The sequence below is a fragment of the Frigoribacterium sp. CFBP 8754 genome (genome assembly GCF_014841815.1).
GTDB lineage: Bacteria > Actinomycetota > Actinomycetes > Actinomycetales > Microbacteriaceae > Frigoribacterium > Frigoribacterium endophyticum.
In genome coordinates, this window is record NZ_JACYUO010000001.1 from 943,717 (window position 1) to 968,478 (window position 24,762).

At 75.7% G+C, this 24,762-nt stretch carries 20 protein-coding genes and 1 other RNA gene; 10 read left to right on the plus strand and 11 right to left on the minus strand.

The features are described 5' to 3' along the window. The 9 genes from IFT72_RS04325 to IFT72_RS04365 all read right to left on the minus strand — a co-directional run bounded on the left by IFT72_RS04325 (position 1) and on the right by IFT72_RS04365 (position 10,794). The gene (locus IFT72_RS04325; protein ID WP_056054451.1) at positions 1 to 768 is read right to left on the minus strand and encodes an SDR family oxidoreductase; all 768 of its coding nucleotides are present in this window, start codon (positions 766 to 768) and stop codon (positions 1 to 3) included. A gap of 79 nt (positions 769 to 847) precedes the next feature. Beyond that, positions 848 to 2,239 carry a GntP family permease gene (locus IFT72_RS04330; protein ID WP_056054456.1) on the minus strand — a complete coding sequence of 464 codons (1,392 nt, stop codon included), beginning with the start codon at positions 2,237 to 2,239 and terminating at the stop codon, positions 848 to 850. A gap of 163 nt (positions 2,240 to 2,402) precedes the next feature. Beyond that, complete coding sequence (locus tag IFT72_RS04335; RefSeq protein WP_185232532.1) at positions 2,403 to 3,431, minus strand: ABC transporter substrate-binding protein; 1,029 nt, start codon at positions 3,429 to 3,431, stop codon at positions 2,403 to 2,405. A gap of 22 nt (positions 3,432 to 3,453) precedes the next feature. Next, positions 3,454 to 4,371 carry an ABC transporter ATP-binding protein gene (locus IFT72_RS04340; RefSeq protein WP_192045650.1) on the minus strand — a complete coding sequence of 306 codons (918 nt, stop codon included), beginning with the start codon at positions 4,369 to 4,371 and terminating at the stop codon, positions 3,454 to 3,456. After that, on the minus strand, positions 4,368 to 5,528 hold the full coding sequence (locus tag IFT72_RS04345; RefSeq protein ID WP_197981073.1) for an iron ABC transporter permease: 1,161 nt from the start codon (positions 5,526 to 5,528) through the stop codon (positions 4,368 to 4,370). The genes IFT72_RS04340 and IFT72_RS04345 overlap by 4 nt, the downstream gene beginning before the upstream one ends. Continuing rightward, positions 5,525 to 6,559, minus strand: a complete 1,035-nt coding sequence (locus tag IFT72_RS04350) for an iron chelate uptake ABC transporter family permease subunit (RefSeq protein ID WP_192045651.1) — start codon at positions 6,557 to 6,559, stop codon at positions 5,525 to 5,527. Before IFT72_RS04350 ends, IFT72_RS04345 begins: the two co-directional genes overlap by 4 nt. 31 nt (positions 6,560 to 6,590) lie before the next feature. Further along, positions 6,591 to 7,439 carry a galactosyltransferase-related protein gene (locus tag IFT72_RS04355; RefSeq protein WP_371741164.1) on the minus strand — a complete coding sequence of 283 codons (849 nt, stop codon included), beginning with the start codon at positions 7,437 to 7,439 and terminating at the stop codon, positions 6,591 to 6,593. Beyond that, complete coding sequence (locus IFT72_RS04360; RefSeq protein ID WP_192045652.1) at positions 7,427 to 8,485, minus strand: glycosyltransferase; 1,059 nt, start codon at positions 8,483 to 8,485, stop codon at positions 7,427 to 7,429. The genes IFT72_RS04355 and IFT72_RS04360 overlap by 13 nt, the downstream gene beginning before the upstream one ends. After that, positions 8,482 to 10,794, minus strand: a complete 2,313-nt coding sequence (locus IFT72_RS04365) for a glycosyltransferase (RefSeq protein WP_192045653.1) — start codon at positions 10,792 to 10,794, stop codon at positions 8,482 to 8,484. The genes IFT72_RS04360 and IFT72_RS04365 overlap by 4 nt, the downstream gene beginning before the upstream one ends. A 329-nt stretch (positions 10,795 to 11,123) precedes the next feature. On the opposite strand from IFT72_RS04365, the gene IFT72_RS04370 reads away from it, so the two are divergent. The 7 genes from IFT72_RS04370 to rnpB all read left to right on the plus strand — a co-directional run bounded on the left by IFT72_RS04370 (position 11,124) and on the right by rnpB (position 18,063). Next, positions 11,124 to 12,059, plus strand: coding sequence for a WcbI family polysaccharide biosynthesis putative acetyltransferase (locus tag IFT72_RS04370; protein WP_185232540.1), 936 nt, complete (start codon positions 11,124 to 11,126; stop codon positions 12,057 to 12,059). Then, complete coding sequence (locus IFT72_RS04375) at positions 12,056 to 13,105, plus strand: hypothetical protein (protein WP_192045654.1); 1,050 nt, start codon at positions 12,056 to 12,058, stop codon at positions 13,103 to 13,105. Before IFT72_RS04370 ends, IFT72_RS04375 begins: the two co-directional genes overlap by 4 nt. After that, a complete protein-coding gene (locus IFT72_RS04380; protein ID WP_371741165.1) occupies positions 13,102 to 14,487 on the plus strand; it encodes a glycosyltransferase family 2 protein in 1,386 nt (461 codons plus the stop codon). Before IFT72_RS04375 ends, IFT72_RS04380 begins: the two co-directional genes overlap by 4 nt. Before the next feature lie 109 nt (positions 14,488 to 14,596). Further along, the gene (locus tag IFT72_RS04385; protein ID WP_192045655.1) at positions 14,597 to 15,979 is read left to right on the plus strand and encodes a hypothetical protein; all 1,383 of its coding nucleotides are present in this window, start codon (positions 14,597 to 14,599) and stop codon (positions 15,977 to 15,979) included. Positions 15,980 to 15,988: 9 nt separating this feature from the next. Continuing rightward, the gene (locus IFT72_RS04390; RefSeq protein ID WP_192045656.1) at positions 15,989 to 16,804 is read left to right on the plus strand and encodes a Nif3-like dinuclear metal center hexameric protein; all 816 of its coding nucleotides are present in this window, start codon (positions 15,989 to 15,991) and stop codon (positions 16,802 to 16,804) included. 65 nt (positions 16,805 to 16,869) lie between these two features. Then, positions 16,870 to 17,610: a zinc ribbon domain-containing protein gene (locus IFT72_RS04395; RefSeq protein WP_255465392.1), complete on the plus strand. Its 741-nt coding sequence runs from the start codon at positions 16,870 to 16,872 to the stop codon at positions 17,608 to 17,610. 70 nt (positions 17,611 to 17,680) lie between these two features. Continuing rightward, positions 17,681 to 18,063: RNase P RNA component class A (rnpB, locus tag IFT72_RS04400), an RNA gene on the plus strand. Between the two features lie 112 nt (positions 18,064 to 18,175). Here rnpB and ppgK read toward each other — a convergent pair. Beyond that, positions 18,176 to 18,943 carry a polyphosphate--glucose phosphotransferase gene (gene ppgK, locus IFT72_RS04405; protein WP_185232548.1) on the minus strand — a complete coding sequence of 256 codons (768 nt, stop codon included), beginning with the start codon at positions 18,941 to 18,943 and terminating at the stop codon, positions 18,176 to 18,178. Positions 18,944 to 18,981: 38 nt separating this feature from the next. Further along, positions 18,982 to 19,845 (minus strand): type I methionyl aminopeptidase, encoded by an 864-nt coding sequence (map, locus tag IFT72_RS04410; protein WP_056055875.1) that lies wholly within the window; start codon positions 19,843 to 19,845, stop codon positions 18,982 to 18,984. 93 nt (positions 19,846 to 19,938) lie between these two features. Here map and IFT72_RS04415 point away from each other — a divergent pair, with 93 nt between their 5' ends. From IFT72_RS04415 to IFT72_RS04425, 3 genes are all read left to right on the plus strand, one after another. Next, positions 19,939 to 20,112 (plus strand): hypothetical protein, encoded by a 174-nt coding sequence (locus tag IFT72_RS04415; protein ID WP_056054483.1) that lies wholly within the window; start codon positions 19,939 to 19,941, stop codon positions 20,110 to 20,112. 66 nt (positions 20,113 to 20,178) lie between these two features. Next, positions 20,179 to 21,516 carry a glutamine synthetase family protein gene (locus IFT72_RS04420; protein ID WP_056054486.1) on the plus strand — a complete coding sequence of 446 codons (1,338 nt, stop codon included), beginning with the start codon at positions 20,179 to 20,181 and terminating at the stop codon, positions 21,514 to 21,516. 30 nt (positions 21,517 to 21,546) lie between these two features. Continuing rightward, a complete protein-coding gene (locus IFT72_RS04425) occupies positions 21,547 to 24,492 on the plus strand; it encodes a bifunctional [glutamine synthetase] adenylyltransferase/[glutamine synthetase]-adenylyl-L-tyrosine phosphorylase (protein WP_192045657.1) in 2,946 nt (981 codons plus the stop codon). Positions 24,493 to 24,762: the final 270 nt, after the last annotated feature.

The following is a 24,762-nucleotide window of genomic DNA, read 5'->3' on the forward strand; positions in this document are numbered from 1 at the left end:
CTAGACGACGCTCGTCATGCCGCCGTCGACGAAGATGTTCTGCCCCGAGACGAAGTCGCTCGCCGCCGAGGCGAGGTAGATGAGGGTGCCCTGCAGCTCCTCCACCCGGCCCCAGCGCTGGGCGGGGGTGCGCTGCCGCAGCCAGGCGTCGAAGGTCTCGTCCTGCCAGAGGTCGGTGTTCATCTCGGTCGCGAAGTAGCCGGGCGACAGGGTGTTGACCTGCACGTTGTGCCGCGCCAGGTCGGCGGCCATGCCGCGGCTCAGCTGCGCGACGCCGGCCTTGGTCGCCGAGTAGGGCGCGATCGTCTGCCGCGCGAGCATCGACTGCACGCTCGCGATGTTGACGATCTTGCCCGAGCCGCGCTCGACCATCCCCGGGGCCACGAAGCGCGAGACGTAGAACACGCTCGAGAGGTTCGTCCTGACCACCGCGTCCCAGTCCTCGACCGGGAACTCGGTGAAGGGCGCCCGACGCTGCACGCCGGCGTTGTTCACCAGGACGTCGGGCACGCCGTGCTCCGCCACGAGGTCCGCGACGGCGGACTCGACGGCCGCGGCGTCGGTGACGTCGAAGAGCGTCGCGGCGGGGCGACGGCCGGTCGCGCGCTCGATCTCGTCGCGCGTCTCCTCCAGGGCCGCGGCGTCGCGACCGTGCACGACGACCCGGGCCCCCGCCTCCGCCAGGGCCGTCGCCAGGGTGCGACCGAGGCCGCGGGAGGAGCCGGTCACGAGGGCCAGCCGGTCGGTCAGGTCGAACAGGTCGTTCACGATGTTCCTCTCGAGGGGCCCTGCCGGCGGACTCCGGGAAGGGCGGGGAAGGGCGGGGCCGTGCGGGGGCGGGGGAGGGCTAGAGCAGCGCGCCCACGCCGAAGACCAGGAGGGCGGCGGCGAAGCCGAGCACCGACTCCACCGCCTGCTGCACGGTCCAGACGCGGAGCGTCGTCTTGACGTCCATGCCCATGAGGCGGCCGACGAGCCAGAAGCCCGAGTCGTTGACGTGGCCGGCGAAGACCGAGCCCGCGGCGGTGGCGAGCACGACGGCGGCGAGCTGGACGGGGTTGAGGTCGGCCAGGGCGACCGCGGGGGCGATCAGGCCGGCGGCCGTCACGAGGGCGACGGTGGCCGAGCCCTGGGCGAGGCGCAGGATGGCGGCGATCAGCCAGGCGGCCACGATGACGGGCAGGCCGAGGTCGCCGAGGACGTCGGCGAGGGCGTCGCCGATGCCCGAGGCGCGGAGCACGCCGCCGAACATGCCGCCGGCGCCGGTGATGAGCACGACGGAGCAGATCGGGCCGAGGGCGCTCTCGAGCACCTTCTCGAGGGCGCTGCCGCTCACGCCGCGGGCACGGCCGAGGACGACGGCGGCGACGAGCACCGAGATGAGCAGCGCGATGCCGCTGGTGCCGACGAGCACGAGGGCCTGGACCCAGGTGGCGTCGCCGTCGACGACGCCGACGGACGAGAGGGAGGTGAGGCCGGTGTTGAGGAGGATCAGCACGAGCGGCACGGCGAGGACGGCGATGACCGTGCTGGCCTTCGGCGGGTTGCCGGCCTGCACGTCGTCCTTCTCGTCGCCGAAGAGCGAGAGCACGGGGAGGGGGATGCGCGCGTTGACGTACTTGGCCCACAGGTAGCCCGAGACGTACCAGAGCGGGAAGACGATGACGAGGCCGGCGAGCAGGACGATGCCGAGGTCGGCGCCGAGCAGCTCGGTCGCCGAGACGGGGCCCGGGTGCGGGGGCAGGAAGACGTGCATGACCGAGAAGGCGGCGGCGGCGCTGATGCCGTAGAGCAGCATCGACTTGCCGCCCATGCGGCGGGCCACGGCGAAGACGATCGGCAGCATGACGATCAGGCCGGCGTCGAAGAAGATCGGGAAGCCCATGATGAGCGAGGCGAGGCCGAGCGCGAACGGCGCCCGCTTCTCGCCGAAGACGTCGACCATCCGGTCGGCGAGCACCCGGGCGCCGCCCGACGACTCGACGAGGCGGCCGAGCATCGCGCCGAGGCCGACCAGCAGGGCGACGGAGCCGAGCGTGGTGCCGAAGCTCGTCACGAGCAGCTCGGCGATGGCACCGGTCGGGACGCCGGCGACGAGCGCCGTCAGCGCCGCGACGATGACGAGGGTCAGGAAGGCGTGCAGCTTGAACTTGATGACCAGCAGCAGGATGAGCGCGATGGCCCCCGCCGCGATGGCGAGGAGCGGCCCCGCCTCCAGAGTCTGTGTCCAGTCGTCCATGTCGATCTTCTCCGTTGAATTCGTCGGGCGAGGTGCGCCGTCCCACGCCGGAGCCCGGTGCGGGCCCTGCGTCCGGGTCAGGGTGCCATGAAAAGTAGGACTTTTGCAAACGGACTGACCCGGACACGGCGGCGGGCACGACGCACCCTCGCCTCGACGAGCGTCAGAGCGGTCGCGACTCGCGCAGGATCTCGGCGAGCTCGGTCATGTGCTCGGCCTGCGAGCGGTAGTCGAGGGCGGCGCCCGACCAGCCGTCGTGCACCTGCCCCGCGGCGAGGGCGGGGTGCGACGCGAAGGTGGGCTGCGCCTCCAGGTCCGCGGTCTGGAAGCCCTCGTTGTTGACCAGCAGCACGTCGCCGGTCATCATCTGGCTCGCGTTCTCCCAGCTGAAGATGTCCCAGTAGTAGTACCCGTCCGGGTGGAGGTCCGTGTACCGGACGCCGAGGCTGCGGTACAGCTCGGTCTCGGGCTCGTCGGCGGGCTTCGTCACGTAGACGCCGTCGGCGTCGGCGTACATCGCGGTCACCTCGACGTCGCTCTCGTCGGCCGCCGCCGTGAGGTCGGCCGCGGCGGCGTCGAACTCGGTCTTCGCGTCGGCGATCGTCGCGTCGTCCACGCCGAGCGCCGAGGCGAGCCGGTTGACGCTGTCGATGACGTCGAGGCCCGAGCCGCCGACCTCGATCGCGACGACCGGGGCGATCTTCTCGAGCTGGGCCTGCTGCTCGGCGTCGGCGAAGCCGTAGTACGGCGCCTCGAGGTCGAGGGTGCCCTCGCGGTCGGTGGGGTAGATGCCCGTCACGATCAGGTCGGGGGCGGCCTCGGCGAGGGCCTCGAGGTCGATCTCGCCGTAGGAGTTCCCGACGATCGCGGTGTCGTCGAGGTCGGCGCCCTCGAGGCGCGCGTCGCTCGCGACGTCGTAGCGGCCGAACAGGGCCACCGGCTCGACGCCGTAGCTCATCAGGCCGATCGCGTAGTCGGTGAAGCTCGCGACGCGCTCGGGGCGGTGGTCGAGCTCGACCGTCGTGCCGGTGTCGTCGGTGAAGCTCCAGGCGCCGGTGTCGGCGCCGTCGGCCGCGGGGGAGTCGCCCCCCGCGTCGGTCGAGCAGCCGGAGAGCACGAGGGCGAGGGCCGCGACGGGCGCGAGGAGGCGGAAGGGGCGGAGGGGGCGGCGCACGGCCGTCGAGATGGTCACGAAGAGTAAGGGTAGCCTACCCTTACCTCGTGGCGCCACCGGCGTCCGCGAGGCCGGGCTCGCCGGCGGGATCCACGGCGAGATCCGCGGCGGGGTGCAGGTCGGGGTCGCGCGGCACCACGAGCGGAGCACCGCTCGTCGGGTCGGTCAGCACCACGGCGTCGAGGTCGAACGCCTCCCGCAGCAGCTCCGGCGTCAGGACCTCCCACGGCGTCCCGTCGGCCAGCACCCGTCCGGCGCCCACGACCACGAGCCGGTCGGAGTACCGAGCGGCGAGGGTGAGGTCGTGCAGCACCATCACCACCGTGGTGCCGCGCCGCCGGTTGATCGACCGCACCAGCCGCAGGATCTCGAGCTGGTGGGCCAGGTCGAGGAAGGTGGTCGGCTCGTCGAGCAGGAGCACGTCGGCCTGCTGCGCGAGGACGAGCGCGAGCCACGCGCGCTGCAGCTGCCCGCCGGAGAGCGACCCGACGTCGCGCCCCGCGAGGTCGCGGAGCCCCGTCGCGTCGAGGGCGTCGTCGATCGCCGCCGCGTCGGCGGGCGTCCACGGGTGCAGCAGGCTCTGGTGCGGGTGTCGACCGCGCGACACGAGGTCGCGGACGGTCGTCGCCGACGGGGTGAGGGGCTTCTGCGGCAGGACCGCCAGCCGTCGCGCCACGGCCCTGCCGGGCAGCGAGCGGAGGGGCTGGCCGTCGAGCTCGACCGCGCCCGCGACCGGCGCCAGCAGCCTGCCGAGCGCGCTCAGCACCGTCGACTTCCCGCTGCCGTTCGCGCCGATGAGGGTCGTGACGGTGCCGCGCTCGATCGACAGGTCGAGCCCGTCGACGACGATCCGCCGGTCGTAGCCGAGCGTCACCCCCCGGGCGCGGAGCGCGGGGCCGGGGGAGTCGCGGGCAGGGGAGGCAGGGGAGGCGGGGGAGTCGCGGGTGGGGGCGGTCATGCGGGTCGGTCCTCTCGACGGTGGCGGACGAGCAGCCAGATCAGGTACGGGGCGCCGACCACGGCGGTGACGATGCCCACGGGCACCTCGCCGGGCAGCAGCGTCCGGGTGGCGAGGTCGGCGGCGACGACGACGAGCGCCCCGAACGTCGCCGAGGCGGCGAGGGGCGGGCGGCCCGTGCCGGCGACGCGCCGGGCGAGCTGCGGCGCGACGAACGCGACGAACTCGAGCGGCCCCCCGGCCGACACCGCGGCGGCGGTCAGCAGCACGGCGCAGGCGAGCACGACGAGCCGGTGGCGCTGCACGGCGACGCCGAGCCCCCGCGACAGGTCGTCGCCCAGCTGGCTGACGTCGAGCGCCCTCGTCTGCGACGCCGCCAGCGGGGCGACGACGGCGAACACGACCAGGGCGGGCCAGACGCTCGCCCACGAGATGCCCGAGACGCTGCCCACGAGCCACTGGCTGGCCGCCGCGGCGTCGGTGATCCGGGCGCGGGCGACGAGCCAGCTCGTGAGCCCGCCGAGGGCGGCGGTCGCCCCGATGCCGACGAGCACGAGCCGGTAGCCGTCGACGCCGCCCCGCCACGACAGCGCGTACACCGCCACGGCGGCCACGAGGGCCCCGACGACCGCGGCCGCCGGGACGCCGACGCTGAGCAGCCCTCCCGTCACGGAGTACCCGCCACCGGCCAGCACGATCGCCGCGACGGCGCCGAGGCCGGCGCCCGAGGTGACGCCGAGGATGTCGGGGGTCGCCAACGGGTTGCGCGCGAAGGTCTGCGTGAGGGCGCCGGCCAGGCCGAGGCACGCCCCGACCACGAGCGCCCCGGCGACCCGGGGCAGGCGCAGGTCGAGCACGATGAGCTCCTGGGCGGGCGTGCCGCCGCCGGCGAGGGTGCGGACGACGTCGGCGACCCCGAGCGACGACGACCCCGCGGCGAGCCCCACCAGGGCGAGGGCGACGACGACCAGCAGCGAGCCCGCCGTCGCGGCGGCCGCGCGGGGCCCGCCGACGGCGCGAGGCCGTGCCGGTGCCCGAGTCCCGGCCTCGGTCCCGGCCGCGACCTCGGTCCCGGCCGCGACCCGGTCGGCGGGCGCCGGCGGCGTGGTCGCGGGGCCGCCCCCGCCGGCGGGCGCGCGGGCGTCGAGCCGCCTCACAGCGCGGCCGCCGTCCCGCGGCGGACGATCGCGACGAAGGCCGCCCCGCCGAGCACCGTGAGCACCACCCCGACCGACAGCTCCGACGTGCCGCCGACCAGCCGGCCGACGACGTCGCAGGCGAGCAGGACGACCGCGCCGACGAGCGCCGAGGCCGGCAGCAGCCGGGCGTGCCCGCCCCCGACGAGCGCGCGGGCCAGGTGCGGGGCCGTGAGCCCGACGAAGCCGATCGGCCCGCTGACGGCGACCGCGGCGGCCGTCAGCAGGGTGATGGCCCCGAGCCCGACGAGCCGCGCCCGGAGGAGGCTCTCGCCGAGGCCCCGGGCGAGCTCGGCGCCGAGGGCGAGCGTGTCGAGCGACCGGGCGTTGACCGCCGCCAGGGCCGCGCCGGCGAGGGCGAGGGCGACGGCCGGCCCCGCCCCGTCGAGCGAGCGACCGGAGAGCGACCCGACGACCCAGATGCGGTACGCGGCGAGCGTCGTCTCGTCGGAGAGGACGAGGAACGACGTCAGCGCCACGAGGAGGGCCGAGACCGCCGACCCCGCGACCGCGAGCGGCACGGGGCTCGCGAGCCCCCGCCCGAGGGCGGCGACCGAGAAGACGACGACGCTCGCGACGACGGCGCCGACGAGCGCGAGCCAGAGCGTCGCGACGACCGAGCTCGTGCCGAGCACGTACACGCCGACGACGACGGCGAGGCTCGCCCCGGCCGAGACGCCGAAGAGCCCGGGGTCGGCCAGGGGGTTGCGCGTCTGGCCCTGCATCACGGCGCCCGCGAGGCCGAGGGAGGCGCCCACCAGCAGCCCGAGGACGGTCCGCGGCACGCGGGAGCCCCAGACCACGGCCCCGACGTCGCGGGCCGGGTCGAGGAGGGCGCCGACGACGGCGGCCGGCGAGAGGACGGCGCTGCCGAGGGCGAGGCTCGCCGCGACGACGACGACCAGGGCGGCGAGGAGGAGCACGCCCCGGGGAGCGGCCCGCCGGGCAGCACCGAGGCCGGAGGTGGAGAGGGGAGGAGCGGACGAGGTCACCAGGTGAGGTTAGCCTACCCTCACCACGAGGTCAGGCCGGCTGCCCCGTCGCCGCGGGCGTCGTCCGTGCCCAGCCCCCGCTCCGGCGCTCGATAGCCCCGGCCTCCTCGAAGGCGGCGAGCCACCCCTCCATGGGCCAGCTGCCCCAGCGCTCGGCGAACACCCGCCCGTTGCGGAGGATGTCGTCGAGGTGCTGCCAGGGCGGCGAGGAGGTCGGGTGCCACTGGTGGTAGGCGTGCGCGCCGCCCACCCAGACGAGCGGCACCTCCGCCGCGTGCGCCGCGAACGCGAAGTCGGTGTCCTCCCCGCCGTAGCCCTCGTACTCCGCCGAGAAGCCGCCGACGCGGGCCCAGGTGTCGACGTCGAGCGCGAACGAGAGCGACCAGAACAGCCGGTGGTCGCCGTCGCGGGCGACGACGGTGCGGCCGGCGGGAGGCGCGGGCCGGGCCGCGTGCGGGCGCGTCAGCCCCGCGGGGTCACGGTCGAGCTCGGCGAGGCTCGCGCCCTCGGGCAGGTACGTGACGGGGCCGCAGAGCAGCGCGCCGGGGTGCCGGGCCGCCGCGGCCTCGTAGCCGGAGACGAGGTCGGGCCCGGGCACGCAGTCCGCGTCGAGGAACACGAGCAGGCTCGCCCCGAGCGCCCGGGCCGCCGCGGCGCCGCGGTTCCGGCCCTCCGCGAGCCGCAGGCCGTCCGGCCCCGGCGGGACGTGCACGACGACGGCGTCCTCCAGCCCCGCGCCCTCCGGGGCCGGGGACTCGTCGAGCCACACGACGACGTGGGGCACCGGAGGCGCCAGCCGGCCCAGGCGGACCCGCTGGGCCCGCAGGTGGCCGAGCCGCGCCTCCGAGCACAGCGTCACGGCGACCGTCAGCGCTGCCACGAGGCCACCTCCGCGACGACGGCCGCGGCCCGGGCGGGCGCGCCCTCGACCTGCCAGGTCGACCAGTCGGGCGTCGTCGCCAGCGCCCGGTCGAGGAGGGCGGGCCACGCCTCGTCGGCCGGCCACCCGTCGACGACGACGGCGAGGCCGCGGTCGGCCAGCAGGCGCGCCGTCGCGCCCTGCTCGTCGAACGGGCGGCCCTGCGGCACGACGACGGCGCGGGCCCCGGCGGCGGCGAGGTCGGCCACGCTGTTCTGCCCGGCCGCCGTCACGACGACGTCGGCCGTCGACAGGAGCTCCCAGGGGTCGTCCACCCACGCGCCCGCCTCGCCGCCCAGCAGGGTCCACGAGGCGCCGGGGGTGACCGCCGCGGCGCGCGCGACGTCGTCGGCGAGGCGACCCGCGCCTCCGTCGCCCCCTCCCGGCAGCACCAGCACCCGCGGGCCCGCCGAGGCCGTGGGGCGCACCGCGCGGGGTCGACCGGCGAAGCGGGAGATGCCCCCCACCGTCCGGACGCGGTCGGCGGCGACGTCGAGGGCGGGGGAGGCGTGGAGGCCCGGCGCCCACGGCGCGAGGACCCGCTCGGCGGCGCGGAAGGCGAGGAGGTGGGGCTCGTCGGAGCGGTCGCCCGGCTGGGTGACGACGACGGGCGGGACGCCGAGGAGGCGGACGAGCAGCGCGACCTCGACCGAGACGTCGACGACGAACGCCGCGGGCCGGTGCTCGCCGACCCAGCCGGCGATCGCGGCCAGCCGCCCGGAGTGGCCGGGGTGGTGCAGCGGGGCCCAGTGGAGCAGGCCCCGCACCGTCGGGGAGGCGTCGCGGGGGTCGAGGTCGGCGCCGTCGCCCGAGCGGGGCGCGACGGGCCCGTCGTCGCGGGGCAGGAGCACCCACTCGGTGTCGGCGGGGAGGCCGGCGGGGGCGGGCAGGCTGCTGAACACGACCACCCGCGCGGCGAGGTGCGGGCGCACGGCCGTGAAGCGCGTGACGTGGCCGGCCCCGTGGTGGTGGACGTACCAGCCGACGAGCGGCGGGGCGTCGCTCACGCGTCGGCCCGGGCGCCGGCGTCGGTCACGTCGAGGGAGTCGAGCGTGTCGACCGTGCCCGTGTCGACCGGGGAGGGCGACGACGTCGACGAGACGCCTCGGCGGGTCTCGACGAGCGACCGGTAGAGGCCCTCGAGCACGCCCGCGCGGTGCCGCAGCGACAGCCGGTCGACGGCGTCCTCGCGGATGCGCGCCCGGAACCCGGGGGTGCTCTGCGACTGCGCGGCGAGCCCCTCCGCGACGTGGGCCAGCGCGTCGGCGTCGCCCATGGCGACGAGGCCCGCTCCGGCCGACGAGCCGACGACCTCCGAGACGCCGCCGGTGTCGAAGGCCGCCACCGGCGTCCCGACGGCGAGCGCCTCGGCGATGACGAGGCCGAACGGCTCCTCCCACACGGGCGTGACGAGCGCGCAGGCGCTGCGGCCGACGAGGTCGGCGAGGCTGCGCTGGTCGAGCTCGCCGACGTAGCGGACCCGGTCGCCGAGGTGCGGCTCGACGGCCTCCTCGAACCAGGCCGCGTCCCCGACGCGGCCGGCGAGCACGAGGCGCCGACCGGTCCGCCGGGCGGCTGCGATCGCCAGGTCGGCGCCCTTCTCGGGCACGAGCCGCCCCGACCAGACGAGGTCGTCGCCGCCCGGCCCGAGCGGCCACAGGTCGGTGTCGACGCCGTTCGGCAGCACGAGCGACTCGACGCCCGCCGCCCGCCACTCCCGCGCCGTGTGGTCGCTGACGGCGAGGAAGGCGCTGCGCGGCTCGGGCCCGCGGGCGTGGTGCTCGAGCAGGTCGGGCAGCGTCGGCGTGTGCAGCGTCGACACGACGGGCACGCCGAGTCGGCCCGCCCACGAGAGGGGCAGGCCGTGCAGGCTGTGGTTCTCGACGACGTCGAACTGGTCGGCGTGGTCGGCGACCCAGGCCAGCGCCCGGTCGAGGGCCGGCAGCGCCCGCTCGAGGTAGCCGGCCGGGTACGTCGTGTCGGTGGCCTCGGAGGGGTCGTCCCACACCACGGGCGGGAGGGTGAACTCGGTCGGCCCGCCCTCCAGGAAGTCGCTGCCCTCGGGGGCGCAGAGCACGACGTGGTGGCCGCGGGCACGGAGCGTCCGCACCTGGTTCCAGACCGACGACTCGAGCCCGCCCGCGTGCGGCTGGCGGATGGGGTACCGGAGCGGTGCGACGACGGCGATGCGGAGGGGCTCCCCGTCGCGGCCGGAGGCGTCGCCCGGCTCGGCGGCGTCCGCCCGGCCGCGCGGCTCCGGCGCGGAGGCGCCCGAGCGGTCGGCCACCGAGCGGAGCGCGGCGGCGTAGGCCTCGTCGTGCGTCGCGGCCACCGTGCGCCGCTGCACCCGGCGCACGAGGCGCCGGCGCGCGACGAGCTCGGCCCGGGCGGCGCTGCCGGGACGGCCTCCCCGGCCGTCGGTCAGGGTGCGGAGGGCCTCGGCGAGCGCGGGAGGGTCGCCGGCGTCGAACGCAGCGAAGGAGTCCGGGTGCTGCTCGGCCGCGTAGCCGACGCGGGGGCCGGCGACGGGGACGCCGAGGTCCCAGCAGAGCTCGACCCAGCCGGAGTGGGTGCCGTGCCGGTAGGGGAGCACGGCCACGTCGAGGTCGGCGAGCGACGCGGCGAGCTCGTCGTCGGAGAGGCGGGGGTGCACGTCGAGGACGGCGTGGGGGTCCGACGCGACCAGCGCGGCCACGCGGGCCCGCGCCTCCTCGTCCCGCACGCGCTCGTTGAGGTCGACGCGGACGACGACGTCGGTGCCGTCGCGGCGCAGCAGCTCGGCCGCGGCCAGCAGCGTCTCGACGGCGCGGACGGCGTCGATGTTCGGCCGCAGGTCGCGGAGCGCCGCGCCGACGACCAGCGCGTCGGACGCCCGGCCGGAGGGCGCCTCGGCGTCGAGGGGCAGCAGGTCGGGGTGCGCGACGACGACGGCCTCGCGCCCCCAGCGCCGGGCCACCTCGGCGGCGGCTCCGGGCGTGAGGGTCAGGACGACGTCCGCGGCGGGCACCAGGAGGTCGAGCTGGGCGGCGTGGTCGCCCTGGTCGACGAGCTGGGGGTTCTCGAGGTCGTGGACGGTGTAGACGAGCGGCTTGCCGACCTCGCGCAGCGCGGCGACGACGCCCGCGAGGTGCTCGAGGGTGAACGACTCCGTGCCGAAGTGGACGTGCAGGAGGTCGAACTCGTCGGCGTGCGCCCGGACCCAGCCGGCGTCGACCATCACGGGGGGCCACCACTGGCCGGGGCCGGCGCCGGCCGGGGCCGGGTCGGCGAGGCGGACGACCGTGGCGGAACGGTCCGCCGCGTCGAGCGCGCGCACGTAGGGGTGGGCGGCGGGGACGGACGCGACCCGGAGCAGCGGCTGCGGGGGAGCGACCCGGTCGTTCAGGGGATCGATGATCGTGCCTCCTCGGCGTGTCGTCTGGGGCGGGGCGGACGAGTCCGCAGGACCCTGCTGACGTCCGGGGGCCGGTCGGTGTCGAGGAGGGGGTGAGCCGATGGGAGCGGCCTCCACGGACGCTAGTCCTCGGGAGGCTCTCAGGCCCTGTGTGCGTGTACCCCTCTGATCCGCGCCGGGCGGGAGGGCCCCGGACCCGGCAAGCTGGAGCTGCCCGCCACGACCGTCGCCGGCAGGAAGGCGACCCCATCGTGACCACCACCCCCGTCGTCGACGGCCGCACGCGCCACTACGGCGACTTCTACGGGCTCAGCGAGCCCGAGGGCGACGGCGCCGTCGCCCTCGTCGTCGGCAACTGCCAGGCGGAGTCGCTCCGCATCGCCCTCGAGGGAGGCGGCCTGCGGACGGTGAGGACGCCCGCGGTCCACGAGCTGGTCGCCACGGACCTCCCGCACCTCGCGCGCTGGCTCGCCCGGGCGGAGCTGCTGGTCTCGCAGCCCGTCCGCGACGACTACCACGGCCTGCCCCTCGGGACGGCGCAGCTCGCGGCGGCGCTGCCGGCGCGGGCCCGGGTCGTGCGGGTGCCCGTCATCCGGTTCGCGGGCCTCTACCCGGCCCACGCCATCGTCCGGCCGCCGAGCGACGCGTCGCTGGTGCCGCCCGTCGTCGAGTACCACGACCTGCGGCTCGTCGTGCGGGCCGCGGCGCGGGGCGGCGCCGTCGACGCGCCCTCGCCGCTTCCCCCGCTCCGGCCCGAGTCCGTGCGGGCGGTCGCCGAGCTCTCCCGGGGCGAGCTGCGCCGGCGCGAGGAGGCCCACGACGCCGTCGTCGTCTCCGACCTCTTCGACCGCCCCTCCTTCGCCCAGATGCGCACGCTCAACCATCCCGGCAACCCCGTCTGGCGCTCGCTGGCCGAGCGGGTCCGTCGTCGGCTCGCCCTGCCCGAGCACGAGGTCGACCCGGGGCGCCCCCTGCTCGACAGCGTGCACGCGCCCCGGGAGGCCGTCGTCGTCGAGGCGTTCGGCCTCGACGAGGCGCCGACCGACCACTGGGTCGTCGGCGGCCGCCGCGTCGAGGCGGCCGAGGTCGAGGAGGCGCACCTCGGCTGGTACGCCGACCACCCCGAGGTCGTGACGGCGGCGCTCGCCCGCCACGCCGACGCGCTGCGCCTGCTGGGGCTGTCGTGAGCGGCCCGGTGCCGGCGCCCTCGGCGCCCGGCTCCGCCGGCCTGCCGGCCCTCGTCGTCACCGACGACCCGCAGCACGGGGTCTCGACGTACGCCCGCCGCGTCGCCGAGGCCGTGGCGGCCCTGGTCGGGCGGGACCTCGCGGTCGGGCCCGATGCGCTCACCGGCAGCGCGCCTCCGGCCCGGTCCCACCTCCACTTCACCGACCGGCTCTGGGGCGGGTCGCCCGAGGAGGCGGCCGACCGCGTGGAGGACCTCGCGCGCCGGACGTCGCTCACGGTCACCCTGCACGACCTCCCGCAGCCCTCCGACGGCGAGCGCAACCTCCCGCGGCGCGCCGAGTGCTACCGGCGCGTGGTCGAGGCGGCCGCGGGCGTCGTCTGCAACAGCCGGCACGAGGCGCTGCTGCTCGACGAGCACGTCCTCGCCGGGGCGGGCGCCCGGGCGGCCGTCCTGCCCCTGGCCGTCGACCCCGTCGGGCCGGCGCCCGCGCCCGGGCAGCGCCCGCGGCCGGACGGGACGGCGGCCGTCATCGGCTTCTTCTACCCCGGCAAGGGCCACGCCGAGCTCGTCGACGCCGTCGTCGAGCTGCGGGCCGCCGGGTCGGCCCTGCGGGTCGCGGCCCTGGGGCGCGCGTCGACGGGCCACGAGGCCGAGCTCGCCGAGCTCGTCGCCGGCGCCGCCTCCCGCGGAGTGTCGCTGGAGGTCACGGGCTACCTCGACGACGACGAGCTGCTCGAGCGCTGCCGCCGGGCCGCGGTGCCCGTCGCCGCCCACCGCCACGTCTCGGCCTCCGGATCGATGGCGACCTGGATCGCGACCGGGCGGCGCCCCCTGGTGCCCGACACGAGGTACTCCCGCGAGATGGCCGAGCTGCGGCCGGGCACCCTGACCCTCGTCGACCCCGACGACCTCGTGACGGCGTTGGCGGCGGCCCTCGCCGACCCCGCCTCGACCTGGCTCGGGCCGTCGGCGGTGACGGCGCCCGGCCTCGCCGACGTCGCGGCGGCCTCGGTGCGCTGGTGGGCCGACGAGGTGGCCTGGTGACGGCGCGGCCGCCGTGGGGGCGGGGCCTGCCCGGCAACCGCTGGGACCTGCTCGACGGCGACCTCCCCGCGGAGCCGCCCCGCGTGAGCGTCGTCGTGCCCCACTACCGTCAGCAGGCCGAGCTCGACCGGACGCTCGCGGCCCTCGCCCGGCAGACGCACCCCGCCGACCGCCTCGAGGTCGTGGTCGTCGACGACGGGTCGCCCGAGGCGCCCGTCGTGCCGCCCGGCGTCGTGCTCGTGCGGCAGCGCGACGACGGCTTCCGGCTGGCCGCCGCGCGCAACCTCGGCGTGCGGACCGCGACCGGCGACGTGCTCGTCTTCCTCGACGCCGACACGGCGCCCGAGCCGGGCTACGTCGCCGCGGTGACCCGGCTGCCGGCCCTCGCGCCCGAGGTGGTGGCCGTGGGGCGCCGCCGGCACGCCGACTTCGGCGGCGTCCCGGTCGACGCACCGGTCGAGGTCGCGGGGCCGGCCGCCGAGCTCCCGTCGCCCGCGTGGCTCGATGACGCCCACCGTGCCAGCCGCGACCTGCTCGACGCCGACGACCGGTCGTACCGCCACGTCATCGGGGCCGTCACGGCCTGCAGCCGGTGGCTCGTCGAGGAGGTCGGCGGGTGGGACGAGGGCTTCACCGAGTACGGGGGAGAGGACTGGGAGTGGGTCCACCGCGCCTGGCGGGGCGGGGCCGTGCTCGCGCACGTCCGCGACGCGGTCGCCTGGCACGACGGCCCGGACTGGGCCGGTCGCTCCGGCGACGACGAGGCCCGGCAGCGGCGTCAGAACGCGGAGACGATCACGCTCAGCAGGCTGGTGGCCGTGTCCGGCTCCCGCCCCCGGGCGCTGCGGGTCGACGGGCCGGTCGACGTCGTCGTCCGCCTCGGCCGCGCCCTGTCGCCGGGGCGTGCCTTCCTCACGGCGGACTCCGTCCTGGCGGTGCTGCCGGAGGCGCGGGTCGTCGTCCCGAGCGAGGTCGCGTCGGCCGTCGGCGGCGACCCGCGCGTCGTCTCCGCGGCGGCGGTCGCCACGCGGCCCGAGATCGTGACGGGTGCCCGGGTGACGGTCGACCTGCCTGGTGAGGTGAGGGTCCGGGACGGTGTGGCCCTCGTCCGGGCCGTGGCCGAGGTCGGCGTCGGCGAGCTGGGCACCGTCGAGCTGTGCGCCGTGGAGCCTGAGGACGGTGGGCGGGAGGGCGGCAGAGGCGACGAGGCCGGCGGAGCCGCGCCCGTCGTCGTCGCCCGCGTCACGTCCCGGCGGGCCGAGCTGCGGCGGGCGCGCTGGGAGCGCAGCGACCTCTTCCGGACGGAGCGCCGCGCGGCCGACGGCCTCGAGCCCCTCGTCGGCGAGCCCTCCCTCGCGGCGTGGCTCGGCGGGTGGGGCTGAGGGGCAGGCACCGCACGGGCCTGCCGACGGCCCCGCGACTCCGTCGTTCCTGCTGGTCACACCGGCGAGCCTCCCCGGCCCGGCGTGCCGCCCGAGGTACCGTCCCGCCATGACCGACAGCGTGCGGACGGCCGAGGGCGACACCATCGTGGTGCCCGAGGCCGACGACGCGCCCCAGCGGCACCGCTCGACCTTCGTCGAGCCGGTGCCCCGCACGTCGCCCGAGGCGGAGGCCACCGCCCCGCCCGAGGCGACCGACCAGGAGCTCCGCCCCGTGACACCCACCCTGACGCCCGAGGCCCCCGCCGACCTGGAGCAGTCGCCCGCCGACCCCGAGCCGTCGCCCGCCGACCTCGACCCGGCGGCGGTCGTCGAGCCGATCGCCCCGGTGCGCGAGCCGCGTCCCGTCTCCGTCCCATCGCACCGGGCCGACGTGCCCGCCGACGTCGTGCCGACCGACGCCGCCGAGCCCCGCCCCGCGAGCGTCGCGCGTCACTCCCTCGACACGTCGAGCATCACCCTCCCCGTCTTCGCCGAGCCCGTCGACCCCTCGCTGCCGCAGCCGCCCGAGCGCATCTCGCTCGACGACGACGTCCTCGTCCGCATGGTCGAGCGACGCCTCGACGACACGGCGACCGTCGACCTGATGGCCGTCGTCCAGGCCCAGATGGAGGCGCGCCGCCAGGAGGCCGCCCGCTTCGCCCGCTGGGCCGACGAGGTCGGCCGCATCGGCACCGACGAGGCCGCCGAGGCCCTCGAGCGCACCCGCCTCCGCTTCACCGGCGTCATCGACGTCGTCCTGCCCCTGACGCTCGCTCCGGGCGACGAGGTCGCCGTCGCCCCGGAGGTCTCGTCCGAGGCCGCCGAGCCCGCCGTCCTCGACGTCGCTCCTGCCCCCGAGGGCCCGCAGGTCGTGGAGGAGGCGCCCGCCGGGTCCCCGGCACCGGTCACGACCGCCGCCGCCGCCGAGGTCGCCCGCGCCGAGCCGGCTCCCGTGCCCTCCGACGTCGTCGCCGGCACCTCGGCCGCTGACGCCCCGGTCGCCCCCGTCGCCGTGGCCGCGCCCTCGCGACGCCCCCTCGGCCTGGCCGGCCTGGCCGTCGGCGTCCTCGTCGTCCTCGCCGCCCTGGTGCTCACGCTCCTCGACGCCGGCCTCCTGGTCTCCGCCGTCGTGGCGACCCTCGCGGTGCCGGTCGTCGGGGGCCTCGTGGCCACCGCGGCGCTCCGCGTCGCCTCACAGCGCCGCCCGGGCGACGCCCGGCTCGAGACCCGGGGCCCGATCGCCGTCGTGGCCGCCGTCGTGCTCTCCGCCGTCGTCGGCCTCGGCCTGCTGGCCCCCTCGTCGGAGGCCCTCTCGTGGCAGGGCTACCTGCTCGGCGGCGCCCCGCTCGAGCCGGTCGTCGGCCTGCTCGTCGCCCTGGTCGCCGCGGCCCTCGTCGCGGTGGTCGTGGTCGCGTCCGTCGCCCTCGTCCGCCCGGCGGCCCGCGACTAGGCTGACGGGGTGTCCTCCCTCGCAGCCGTCTCCGCCGCCGTCGAGCGCCTCTGGCCCCTCGCGGGCGCCGAGTCGTGGGATTCTCCGGGCCTCGTGCTCGGCGACCCCGAGCAGCCCGTCCGGCACGTGCACCTGGCGGTCGACGCGGTGCTCGACACCGTCGACGAGGCCGTCGCCCTGGGCGCCGACCTCCTCCTGACGCACCACCCCCTGCTCTTCCGCGGCGTGACGACGCTGGCGGGCGACACGACCAAGGGCGCCGTCGTGGCCCGGCTGCAGCGGGCCGGGTGCGCCCTCCTCGCGGCGCACACCAACGCCGACGTCGTGCCCACCGGCACCTCGCGGGTGCTGGCCCACCAGCTCGGCCTCGTCGACCAGTCGCCGATCACGGCGGGCGCCCTCCCGGGCACCGGGCTCGGCGTCGTCGGGCGCCTCCCGCGCCCGATCAGCCTCGTCGCGCTCGCCCGCCAGCTCGGCGACGTGCTGCCGCCCACGGCCTCCGGAGTCCGGGTGGCCGGAGACGCCGACCGCGTCGTCGAGACCGTGGCGCTCTGCGCGGGCGCCGGCGACTCGCTGCTCGACCACCCCGCCGTGCGGGCCGCCGACGTCTACGTCACGAGCGACCTCCGGCACCACCCCGCCTCCGACGCCCGCGACCTGATGCGCCTCGGCCACGGGCCCGCCCTCGTCGACGTGTCGCACTGGGCGAGCGAGTGGCTCTGGCTCGACACCGCCGCGGAGCAGCTCCGACGCGAGCTCGACGACGTCGAGGTCACCCTGAGCGACCTCCGCACCGACCCCTGGGACTTCGCGGTCGTGCAGTAGCCGCCGCCGACCCGCCCGGGCGCCCCGGCGCCCGCCCCGTTCCGCCCCTGATGAAAGAAGTCCCCGTGCCGTTGCAAGCCAGCCCCGCCGACCAGGCCCTGCTGCTCGACCTCCAGAAGCTCGACACCACCCTGCAGCAGCTCGCGCACCGTGCCGCGAACCTCCCCGAGATCGCCGTCCTCGCGACGGTCGACGGCGACGCCCACCGCCTCCGCAGCCGCATGGCGTCGGAGCAAGGCGCCTGGGAGGACGCGCAGGCCGAGCTCCGCCGCGTCGAGTCCGACGTGGCGGTCGTCGAGGCCCGCGTCGCCCGCGACCGGCAGCGGCTCGCGAGCACCTCGTCCGTCAAGGACGTCCAGGCGCTCGAGGCGGAGCTAGCCGCCCTCGCGAAGCGGGGCTCCGACCTGGAGGACATGCAGCTCGAGGTGATGGAGCGCGTCGAGAGCCTCGGCGCCGTCGCCACGGTCACCCACGAGGAGCTCGACCAGCTCGAGGTCCGCCGGGCCGACGCCCGGAGCACGCGCGACGCCAAGCTCGGCGAGCTCGAGATCGAGCGCCGTCAGGTCGAGGCCGACCGCGCCACGCTCGCCGAGAAGGTGCCGGCCGACCTGCTCGACCTCTACGAGACGCAGCGTCGCCGGTACGGCATCGGTGCCTCCCTCCTGCGCGGCGGCGTCTCGAGCGCCAGCGGGGTCACCCTGACCGGCAGCGACCTGGCCGCCGTGCGCTCCGCCAGCGCGTACGACGTCGTGCTCTGCCCCGACAGCAACGCCGTCCTCGTGCGCACGAACGAGTCCGGGATCTAGGCCTCTCCGGGGCACGGGGGCCGGCACCGGCTCGGCGCCCCGCCGGCGCGCGCTACAGTGGCAGGGCGGATGGGTCGGCAAGACGGTCGCGTCGGTCGGGGGCTCGCTCCCGACCGCCGAGGAACGTCCGGGCTCCACAGAGCAGGGCGGTGGGCAACACCCACCCGGGGCGACCCGCGAGACAGTGCAACAGAGAGCAGACCGCCTCGGTCACGTCGTGAGACGGGGCCGCGGTGAGGGTGAAACGGTGGTGTAAGAGACCACCAGCGGTTCGGGTGACCGACCGGCTAGGCAAACCTCGCCCGGAGCAAGGTCAGACAGAGGACGTCGAGGTGGCTCGCCGAGTCCTCGGGTAGACCGCTGGAGGGCTGCGGCAACGTAGTCCCGAGATAGATGGCCGTCCATGGTGCCTCGGCACCGGGACAGAACCCGGCGTATCAGCCGGCCCATCCGCCCCAGACCGACAGGAGGCCCGGGTGCAGGAGGCACGCCTCCCGCACCCGGGCCTCCGTCACGTCGTGACGACGGTCGGCCCGGGCGGTCGCCGCCCCGGGCCGTCGTCGGCTCAGACCGTGGTCGTGGGCCGCGACGACGCCGCGAGGGCCGCCGCGCCGAGGATGCCCGCGTTGTTGCGCAGCACGGCCGGCACGATCTCGGCCCGGAGGTCGAGCAGGGGGAGGAACTCCTGGTGGTGCTTCGAGACGCCGCCGCCGACGATGATGAGCCGCGGGTAGAGCAGGGCCTCGAGGTGCGAGTAGTACTTCTGCAGGCGCTTGGCCCAGTGCTTCCAGCTCAGCTCGTCGCGTTCCTTGGCGGCGAACGAGGCCTTCGTCTCGTAGTCCTTGCCGCCGATCTCGAGGTGGCCGAGCTCGGCGTTGACGATGAGGACGCCGTCGTTGATGAGCGCGGTGCCGATGCCGGTGCCCAGCGTCGTCATGACCACCAGCCCCGGGACTCCCTTCGCCGCGCCGTAGCGCGTCTCGGCGTAGCCCGCCGCGTCGGCGTCGTTGACGAAGTGGATGTCGCGCCCGAGGGTGGTCTCGAAGAGGCGCTCGGCCTCGAAGTCGATCCACTTCTTCGACACGTTCGCGGCCGAGAGCGTCTTGCCGTCCATGATCGCGGCGGGGAAGCAGACGCCGACGGGCACGTCGAGGTCGTCGACGCCGAGCTCCTCGACGATCTGCTTGACGACGGCCACGATGTCGTCGGGCTCGCCGCCGGCCGGGGTCGGCTTCTTGAGGCGGTCGGTGAGCAGCTCGCCCGACTCGACGTCGACGATCGCCCCCTTGATGCCGGTGCCGCCGATGTCGATGCCCACTGCCTTCTGTGCCACGGGTGGAACCTTCCTAGGGGAGTGTGTCGGAGTTGGGGTCAGCTGAGGGTGAGCACGTCGGCGCCGCGCTCGGTGACGACGAGGGTGTGCTCGAACTGCGCCGTGAGCGACCGGTCGCGGGTCGTGACCGTCCAGTCGTCGGGCCAGATGTCGGCCTCGACGCCGCCGAGCGTCAGCATCGGCTCGATGGTGAAGACCATGCCGGGGGTCATGACGTCGTCGTACTGCGGGGCGTCGTAGTGGGGGATGACCAGGCCGGAGTGGAACGCACGGCCCACGCCGTGGCCGGTGTAGTCGCGGACGACGCCGTAGCCGAAGCGCGCGGCGTAGGACTCGATCGCGCGGCCGATGACGTTCACCTGCCGGCCCGGCGCGACGGCCTTGATTCCCCGACGCAGGGCCTCCCGCGTCCGGTCGACGAGGTCGACCGTGGCCTGGGGCGCCTCGCCGACGATCATCGTGCGGTTGAGGTCGCCGTGGACGCCGTCCTTGAACGCGGTGACGTCGACGTTGAGCAGGTCGCCCTCGACGAGGGTCGTGTCGTCGGGGATGCCGTGGCAGATCACCTCGTTGAGCGAGGTGCAGATCGACTTCGGGAAGCCGCGGTAGCCCAGGGTCGAGGGGTAGGCGCCGTGCGCGACGAGGAACTCGTGGGCGACCCGGTCGAGCTCGTCGGTGGTGACGCCGGGGCGGAGGGCCGCTTCCACGGCGTCGATGGCCTGCGAGGCGATCCGGCCGCTCTCGCGGATGAGCTCGACGGTCGGGGCGTCGTACACGTCGCCGCCCGTGTAGGGCGCAGGACCGGCCTTGCCCACGTACTCCGGTCGAGGGATCGACGCGGGGACCGGACGCTGCGCTGAGATCCGGCCCGGGGTCAGGTGTCCGTGGGAGTCCCGAGGCATGTCGTCCACCTTAGGGGGAGACGTCGTCCGCGGGGCGCACCCGGCGGGCCCCCGGCGGCCCCGGGGCTGGGCCCCTGGAGGTAGCCTGCTGCCATGGCACCCGAGTACTGGTACAACATCACCACCCACGAGGTCGAGGAGGGCAAGGTCTCGCCGGCCGTCGACCGCGCCGGCCCGTACGCCACCCGTGAGGAGGCGGAGCGTGCGATCCAGACGATCACGGAGCGCAACGCCCGCCTCGACGCCGAGGACGCCGCCGACGACTGACCGGGCCCGCGCCCCCGCGGCGCGCGTCCCGTCCACTAGCCTGGTCGTCGAGCAGAAAGGCCGTGCATGGACAAGCAGACAGACTTCGTTCTTCGGACCATCGAAGAGCGGGGCATCAAGTTCATCCGCCTCTGGTTCACCGACGTGATCGGCACCCTCAAGTCGGTGGCCATCGCGCCGGCCGAGGTCGAGGGGGCGTTCGCCGAGGGGATCGGCTTCGACGGCTCGGCGATCGAGGGGCTCACCCGCTCCTACGAGGCCGACGTCCTCGCGCAGCCCGACCCGACGACGTTCCAGATCCTGCCCTGGCGGGGCGAGATCGACCCGACGGCCCGCATGTTCTGCGACATCACGACGCCCGACGGGCAGCCGGCCGTCGCCGACCCGCGCAACGTCCTGAAGCGGACGCTCGCCCGCGCCGGTGACCGGGGCTTCACCTTCTACACGCACCCCGAGGTGGAGTTCTACCTCCTCAAGAGTGCCCAGCACGGCCCGGAGGGCCCCCAGCCGGTCGACTCCGCCGGCTACTTCGACAACGTGCCCGGAGGCACCGCCCACGACTTCCGTCGTCGCTCGGTGCGCATGCTCGAAGACCTGGGCATCTCGGTGGAGTTCAGCCACCACGAGGCCGGGCCGGGCCAGAACGAGATCGACCTCCGCTACGCCGACGCGCTCACCACGGCGGACAACATCATGACCTTCCGCACGGTCATCAAGGAGGTCGCGATCGAGCAGGGCGTCTACGCGACGTTCATGCCGAAGCCCTTCAGCCAGCACCCCGGGTCGGGCATGCACACCCACATGTCGCTCTTCGAGGGCGACTCGAACGCCTTCTACGAGGCGGGCGCGGAGTACCAGCTCTCCCGCATCGGTCGTCAGTTCATCGCCGGCCTGCTCAAGCACGCCCCCGAGATCACGGCCGTCACGAACCAGTTCGTCAACAGCTACAAGCGCCTCTGGGGCGGCGACGAGGCCCCGAGCTTCGTCACCTGGGGCCACAACAACCGCAGTGCCCTCGTGCGCGTGCCGCTCTACAAGCCGAACAAGGGGAACTCGAGCCGCGTCGAGTACCGCGCGATCGACTCGGCGGCGAACCCCTACCTCGCCTTCTCGCTCATGCTGGCCGCCGGCCTCAAGGGCATCGAGGAGGGCTACGAGCTGCCGACCGAGGCGGAGGACAACGTCTGGGGCATGAGCGACGCGGAGCGCCGTGCGCTGGGCTACAAGCAGCTCCCCGCAAGCCTCGACCACGCCCTCTCGATCATGGAGGACAGCGAGCTCGTCGCCGAGACGCTGGGCGAGCAGGTCTTCAACTACGTGCTGCTCAACAAGCGCCAGGAGTGGAAGGCCTACCGCGCGCAGGTCACCCCCTACGAGCTGCGCTCGAACCTCGAGATCCTCTAGCCCGCGCCGCACCCCGCGCGCCCGACCGTCATGACCCGCCCGAGCACCGGACTGTCCGAGCTCGCCCGGCTGGGCTTCGCGGAGCTGCGGGAGGCCCGCGACCGCATCGAGCGGCTGGTCGCCGAGGAGCCCCGGGCGGAGTCGCTGGTCGCGTCGTTCGCCCGCGCTCCCGACCCCGACGCGGCGCTCCGGCATCTCGAGCGGCTCGTCGAGCGCGACGCCGACGGCGTCTCCCGGCTCCTCGACGGCGGAGCTGGCCCCCGCCTGGTGCGCGTCCTCGGGGCGTCGTCGGGCCTCGCGGAGTTCCTGACGCGACGACCGGACCAACTCGCGGGCCTCCTCGTGCCCCTCACCGTGCCTCCCTCACCGGAGGAGTACGTCGGCGACCTCCTCGCCGTCGTCGCGGGGCTGGTGGGCGACGACGCCGCGGTCGCGCTCCGTCGCCGGTACCGCCACCACCTCCTGCGGCTCTCGGCCTGGGACCTCGAGTCATCCGACCCGGTCGCCGTCCTGCCCGAGGTGGCCGCCGCCCTCGCCGACCTCGCCGGCGCCGCCCTCGAGGCCGCCGTCGACGTCGCCCGGCGCGAGGTGCCCTTCCCCGCCGACGACGTGGCCCGTACGCGCTTCACCGTCATCGGCATGGGCAAGACGGGCGCCCGCGAGCTCAACTACCTCAGCGACGTCGACGTCGTGTACGTCGCCGAGGGCGCCGACGGGCTCGAGCCGGGCCGGGCCGTCGAGATCGCCACCCGCCTCGCGGTCCACGCCGTGCGCGCGGTCTCCGACCTGTCGATCGAGCCCGAGCTCTGGGAGGTCGACGCGAACCTCCGCCCCGAGGGCAAGGACGGTGCGCTCGTCCGCACGCTCGACTCGCACGTGGCGTACTACGACCGCTGGGCACGCGGGTGGGAGTTCCAGGCCCTGCTGAAGGCCCGGCCGATCGCGGGCGACCGCGAGCTGGGTGAGCGCTACGTCGAGCGCATCGCGCCCTTCGTCTGGTCGGCGGCCTCCCGCGAGGCCTTCGTCGAGTCGGTGCAGCGGATGCGCGAGCGCGTCACCGACCTCATCCCCGCCGACGAGGTCGACCGTCAGCTCAAGCTCGGCCCCGGGGGCCTCCGCGACGTCGAGTTCACGATCCAGCTGCTCCAGCTCGTGCACGGCCAGGCCGACGACGGCGTCCGGGAGCGGTCGACCCTCGCGGCCCTGTCGGCCCTCGCCCGCCGGGGCTACGTCGGGCGGGCCGAGGCGGCCGAGTTCGACCGCGACTACCGCGTCCTCCGGCTGCTCGAGCACCGCATCCAGCTCTCCCGCCTGCGCCGCACGCACCTCATGCCGACCGACGACGACGACCTCCGCGCCCTCGCCCGCGGCACCGGCCTGGCCGGCTCGGCGCGCGAACTCGTCGAGGCGTGGCAGGGCGTCAAGCGACGGGTGCGCACCCTCCACGAGCGCCTCTTCTACCGCCCGCTGCTCTCCGCCGTCGCGGCGCGGCCGGAGGAGGAGCTCGCGCTCAGCACCGACCAGGCCGCCGCGAGGCTCGCGGCCATCGGCTTCGCCGACCCGCGGGGAGCGCTGGGGCACATCGCGGCCCTCACGGGCGGCGTCTCCCGCCGCGCGAGCATCCAGCGCCACCTCCTGCCGGCGATGCTGCAGTGGTTCGCCGACGGGACCGACCCCGACCTGGGCCTCCTCGCCTTCCGTCGCCTCAGCGACGGGCTGGGGGAGTCCTACTGGTTCCTGCGCATGCTCCGCGACTCGTCCGGGGCGGCGCACCGGCTCACCACCGTCCTGTCGACGTCGCGCTTCGTGGCGGACCTCCTCGAGCGCACCCCCGAGGCCGCGGTCTGGTTCGAGAACGACGACGAGCTGCGCCCGCGCAGCCTCCCCAGCCTGCTCGACGAGACGCACGCGACCCTGGCCCGCCACGACACCCCGGAGGCGGGGGCCGCGGTCCTGAGGAACGCCCGCCGACGCGAGGTCCTCCGCCTCGCCATCGGCGGCATCCTCGGCCTGATGACGATCGACGAGCTGGCGGCCGGCCTCACCGACGTGACCACGGCCGCCATCACGGGCGCGCTCGCCCTCGCGCGGCGCGACGCGGGCGACATCGAGTTCGCCGTCGTGGCCATGGGGCGCTACGGAGGCCGGGAGCTCGGCTTCGGCTCGGACGCGGACGTGCTCTACGTCTACCGGGCCCCGGACGGCGACGAGACCGCGCACCGCCGGGCCGTCCGCGTCGTGGCGGAGCTGAACCGCCTGACCGCCGACTCCCTCGTGCCCCTCGACCTCGACGCCGGCCTGCGCCCGGAGGGCAGCAGCGGGCCCGTGGTGCGGTCGTTGACCTCCTACCGGGCCTACTACGACCGGTGGTCGCTCACGTGGGAGGCGCAGTCGCTGCTGCGGGCCCGCGCCGTGGCCGGCGACGAGGCGCTGCGCCGTGACTTCACGGCCGTCGCCGACACGGTGAGGTACCCCGCGGAGCTCTCCGAGCAGGAGGTGCGGGAGGTCAAGCGCATCAAGGCGCGCGTCGAGGCCGAGAGGCTGCCCCGCGGCGCCGAGCCGTCCCGGCACCTCAAGCTCGGGCGGGGGTCGCTGAGCGACGTCGAGTGGTTCGTGCAGCTGCTCCAGCTGCAGCACGCCCACGCCGTGCCCGCCCTCCGCACGACCTCGACGCTCGACGCCCTGGCGGCGGCGGAGGAGGCCGGGCTGGTCTCGGCGGAGGACGCCCGCAAGCTGCACGACGCCTGGGTGATCGCCTCCCGCGCGCGCTCGGCCGGCGTCCTCTGGACGTCGCGGACGTCCGACGTCCTGCCGACCGACCGTCGTCAGCTCGAGGGCGTGGCGCGGCTGATGGAGTACCCGCCCGGGTCGGCGACTCGGCTCGAGGAGGACTACCTCGCCGCCACCCGACGAGCCCGGGCCGTCTTCGAGCGGGGCTTCTACGGCCTCGACGAGGCTCCCACCCCCACGGGCTGAGGCACGACACGCCCGGGATGCAGATCTCGGCGGGTGAGGCACGAATTCGTCGCGGGTGATCGCTGCGTACCCCGATATCACCCGATGTACCCCGACCGAGATGACCGGCGTGTTTCGGGCTCGTGGCCGACAGGAGCACGGCCTGTGTCTGACAGGTCCTTCTCAGGTTCACGGGTGCTCGCTCTCGGTGCGTCAGTCCATCCGGTAGAAAACCCTGTCCAGGGGGCTTGTCGCCGATCGTGAGGCGGGCTCTCATCGAGCCCTGAGGGA

Coding starts and splice junctions, on each gene's coding strand:
- IFT72_RS04330 (WP_056054456.1), bottom strand. CDS start 2,239: ATGGACGACTGGACACAGACTCTGGAGGCGGGGCCGCTCCTCGCCATC.
- IFT72_RS04340 (WP_192045650.1), bottom strand. CDS start 4,371: ATGACCGCCCCCACCCGCGACTCCCCCGCCTCCCCTGCCTCCCCTGCC.
- IFT72_RS04385 (WP_192045655.1), top strand. CDS start 14,597: ATGACCGACAGCGTGCGGACGGCCGAGGGCGACACCATCGTGGTGCCC.
- map (WP_056055875.1), bottom strand. CDS start 19,845: ATGCCTCGGGACTCCCACGGACACCTGACCCCGGGCCGGATCTCAGCG.
- IFT72_RS04415 (WP_056054483.1), top strand. CDS start 19,939: ATGGCACCCGAGTACTGGTACAACATCACCACCCACGAGGTCGAGGAG.
- IFT72_RS04420 (WP_056054486.1), top strand. CDS start 20,179: ATGGACAAGCAGACAGACTTCGTTCTTCGGACCATCGAAGAGCGGGGC.
- IFT72_RS04425 (WP_192045657.1), top strand. CDS start 21,547: ATGACCCGCCCGAGCACCGGACTGTCCGAGCTCGCCCGGCTGGGCTTC.